Source organism: Gammaproteobacteria bacterium (genome assembly GCA_029862005.1).
In the GTDB taxonomy this organism is placed as follows: domain Bacteria; phylum Pseudomonadota; class Gammaproteobacteria.
In genome coordinates, this window is sequence record JAOTYD010000082.1 from 1 (window position 1) to 4158 (window position 4158).

A 4158-nucleotide genomic window follows, 5' to 3' on the forward strand; every position below is an offset into this window, starting at 1 on the left:
GCCTATCCTGGCATCATTGCAGGCAGCTGACGCCATCGAGGATTTCAGGGCCAGGCATGATGCTTTCGAGGCATCGTTGCGTATCGGTATGGAGACCGGTGAAGTTTATGTCGGGCATTCCGGCGGCGGCGGTCATCTTGGTTACCGTGTCGTGGGTGACTGTGCTAATACTGCATCACGCATCGAGGGGCTAAACAAATATATGGGCACTAAAATACTCGCCACTGAATCCCTGGTCGAAGGTATCGATAATTTTTTGACTCGCCCCGTGGGACAATTTGTTTTTGTGGGAAAAACGAAACCCTTGTCCATCATCGAAATTCTTAGCCTGTCAAATGAGGCCACAGAAGGACAAAGTGAGCTTTGCGATCGATTTGCCAAAGCGATCGATTTATTCATGTGCGCTGACTGGAAAATGGCCGCCGAGAGTTTCGAGTCGATACTAGATAGCTTTGCTGACGATGGTCCCTCCCGGTTTTACCTTTCTCAGTGCCAGCAGAGAATCTCGGTCGCGCCTACATCGGCAAATCCTTGTATCATTCACATGGAAACGAAGTGAATCCGGTCTGGTTGCCCGGAAATTTTTGAAATCTATAGGTGGAGAGGAGAAGGTGTTATTTTGCAGATAGCTTGACGAATGTAATCAAGATTTCTGACTAAATATATTCGGGTAGCAATTCGGTTAATCCGGATACTGTCGTAACTGCCAGGACACGCTGATCCTGTTCAATTAACCCCATTCGGGACAGTTCGTTCAGTTCCCGTGTTACGGCTTCTCGATGGGTGTTCACTCGATTGGCGATCTCTTTGTGGGTTGGAAAATTATGAATGGCGGCGGTATCTTCACTCGACATGCTCTCGCGGGCAAGACGTAAAATTTCCATTCGGATCCTGTCTTTAACATCCAGGGCCCCGTATTGATAAACACGATCTATGAGAAAGCGGACCAGGCCTGCAAGGCGTTTCATGGCCGCAGCTGCGACACCGGGGTATTGATCAACAATCCTCCAGTAATCATTTTTCGATATCACGCCGATGCGCGAAGATTCCAAAGTGATCACGTTTGCTGTACGGGGTAATTGATCTATGGCGGATAACTCGCCGAACATTTTTCCAGGCCCCAGTTCCTGGTAGGAAATTTCTTTTCCAGAAAAAGAAAAGATTGTAACTCTGACGCGCCCTGACGTGATGAAATACACATCGTCGCTTTTACCCTGGTAAGGAATCACCTCGGTTCCTTTTTTATATTGTTTCCATTTGATTAGTTTTGAAACCTGATCGCAGGCCTCATTGTCCAGACATTCGAATAAATCGATTTTTTTCAACGAGCTACTTGAGTCAAATGTATGCGGTTGGTCGCTTTTCATATGATTTTTATCGTTTCAGTAAACCCTCGCCACGAATAATAGTATACAAAAAACATATGAAATCTAATTTTCTATACTTAAGCACCCATCACTACTGATATCTGTTAGAAAACTTTATTGCTCCGCCTGGCTATTGAATTGATTTATTTTCAGGCATAAATCGTTAACTCTTCAATAAATTACCTCACCTGGTGACGAGTATGCCCTTCGTCGTACCCGTTTATTCAGCCTGCTACTGCCTCGTTTATAAGCCTTAATCTTTTTTGTGTGGGAAATACCACATACAAAGTGCTCGATTTTTTGAAAATAGAGGCAGTTGCTTTTATTTGCATGGAAATTTTCGAGTAAAGGTAATGATTCGAAATTTTCAAAGGAAGCTTTGATACAACTGGAGGATAGATTAATGAGACCGTCCATACAAAATGCATTTTCACATTTCGAAAAGAGATTCAAATCTCAACACTTATCTGTAACGGACAGTCCATATGAGGTCTCCGTTTCAGGCTACAGCTGCCCGTTGACCAAAAATCAGCAGGAGTCGTCCCCGGAAAGATGCGATCGTCGTCAGGTTGGAATTCTTTATGCAGATATTGTTAATTACTCCCGCCTTACTGAGCAGGACGAGGAAGGTACTCATTATCGCCTGGTCGAGAGCATGAAGATTGTGGAAGGGTATGTCGCCGCGAACAACGGCAGAGTCGTGCATTTTGTAGGTGATGCCATTCTCGCTGAGTTTAAGGATGCTGACAACGCCCTGAATTGCGCTATCAATATGCAACTATCAGATCGTCTAAGGAATGCCAGCTTAAGTTCTGATAGGCAAATACTTTTTCGTATCGGCGTCAATTATGGAGACGTGATTGCAGATCAGGGCGACATCTTTGGTAATGCCGTAAATCTCACCGCCAGACTTGAGAAACTTGCCTGTTGTGGAGGTATCTGCGTTTCTGAGTCGGTAAGAAACCGGCTTAAAAACCACCCATCATTCAAATTTGTCGCAATGGGTAAGCAGTATGTAAAGAACATCAGTGAGCCAGTAGAGGCATTCTGGATCGAGTTTGGCCCTGAGCGAATCGAACATGTTGATTACACCTGCGTAGCCAATCTCTCGGCGGTGACTTCATAAGTAGTTGACTCCGGTTATCGGAGCTGTTGTTTTTCGAAACGCAGTCCCGATTTTTTCAAATATCAGTAACCGTGGTCGCTTGGATGTTACCCGGAAAATAGCTGGTCAAGTACCTGCGCATTCGAGAGGGTATTCATGAGTGCACTAGTTCAATCTATACCCTCTAACTTAGAAGTTATCGTTAAATCACAAGACTGAGTTTTGTGAATATCGTTTGATCCCGAGATTTAGACATTAAATTGTTGGTATATTTGTTGTAACTATTCAAACCAAAACCTCAATAATTATTGTAAAAATAATGAGTTAGAGTAAAAATTCGATTCCGCCCCTGGCACCATTTCGTTGCATCACTTCACGCCTGTCAGGCACTAGCATCCCTGGAATTCTGTAAGATGCCCTTCAAATTTTCTGTGGTCGATAACCAGGTAAATGACGCATTCAAACACCGCGGCTTTAAATAGTCGGTTTTAATGTCCAGTTACGTACGGTAAGTGCCCGTCCGGGCAAGGGCAGCCGTCATACAATATTCGTCGCACACAAACCCTGGGTGTCGTCAACTCAATGAAGCCGAAAATATGGATCAAAGCGCAATTGTTTCTGATATTGGATAGTATTGTGCTCAGACTCATATTTTATTCCTGAATCCTTCGGTAAATATTATCGAGTCCGGCCTGATACACAAAAGGCCTTAAATCCAATAAAGGTGCAGGATGGCGAGCTCAAACGAGGTAACCCAGGACTTTCTCGATTCGGTGCAATATCAACCCGAATCGATACTGCAGTACGAGTGCGTCTACGGCGAGGATTTCGTCAGCCCGGGCGGCAAAGCCCTGGCTCAGGAGATGATCGGGCGCCTGGAGCTTGCGCCGGGGTCACGGGTGCTCGATGTCGGCTGTGGGCTCGGCGGCAGTTCGTTCGTCATGGCGCGCGAGTTCGACTTGAAGGTCGACGGCATCGACCTGTCGAAAAACATGCTTGAAATAGCTAACCGCAAGCTGACCGCCTACGGCCTCGCCGGGCAAGTTAATCTCGAGTGGAAGGATTGCCTGCAACTCGATTGTGACGGCTTTTACGACGCGATTTACAGTCGCGACGTGTTTTTACATATCCACGATAAATCTCGCCTGTTTCCGGTTTTACATGCCGCGTTATGCACCGGCGGGCGGTTGCTATTCACCGATTATTGTTGCGGTCCCAAACCGTGGTCGGATGAGTTCACCGATTATGTACGCGAGCGCGAGTACGACTTACACACCCCGGAAGCCTATGCAGGGCTAATCGAAAACGCTGGTTTCAGGAGTGTGATCGGAGAGGACATCAGCGCGCGTTTCACCGAATTATTGCAGGCCGAGACAGCGCGCATCGCCGAAGCCGGGCTGGAGGCTTCGGTGCGCGAGAAGTTGTTAGATAGCTGGCAGCAAAAAATCGAGCGCTCAAAGGCGGGCGATCAACGCTGGGGTTTTTTTACCGCGGTGAAGTAGATAGTTCAAAAATAAAAATCAGGAGGCACGAGCATGAACGACCATTCTGGCCAGGTTCACAGCGTATTAACCGGCATCCCGGGTTTCGAGGATCTGGCGGCAGACGCTTATAGCACGGAAAGGCTGGGTGGATTAACCAACCTGGTGTATCGCATCGATACCGGTGCGGATCGCTACGTATTGC

The 4158-nt window shown here is 46.8% G+C and carries 4 protein-coding genes; 3 read left to right on the forward strand and 1 reads right to left on the reverse strand.

All coding sequences use genetic code 11. The features are described from left to right. On the forward strand, positions 1-559 hold a 559-nt coding region (locus OES20_18870; GenBank protein ID MDH3636755.1), incomplete at its 5' end, for a hypothetical protein. 97 nt (positions 560-656) lie between these two features. Here OES20_18870 and OES20_18875 read toward each other — a convergent pair. Continuing rightward, complete coding sequence (locus tag OES20_18875) at positions 657-1325, reverse strand: Crp/Fnr family transcriptional regulator (GenBank protein MDH3636756.1); 669 nt, start codon at positions 1323-1325, stop codon at positions 657-659. Positions 1326-1770: 445 nt separating this feature from the next. Between OES20_18875 and OES20_18880 the strand changes: the two genes are divergently transcribed. Then, the gene (locus OES20_18880) at positions 1771-2493 is read left to right on the forward strand and encodes an adenylate/guanylate cyclase domain-containing protein (GenBank protein MDH3636757.1); all 723 of its coding nucleotides are present in this window, start codon (positions 1771-1773) and stop codon (positions 2491-2493) included. Positions 2494-3203: 710 nt separating this feature from the next. Further along, positions 3204-3974, forward strand: coding sequence for a methyltransferase domain-containing protein (locus OES20_18885; protein ID MDH3636758.1), 771 nt, complete (start codon positions 3204-3206; stop codon positions 3972-3974). The last annotated feature ends 184 nt before the right edge of the window (positions 3975-4158 follow it).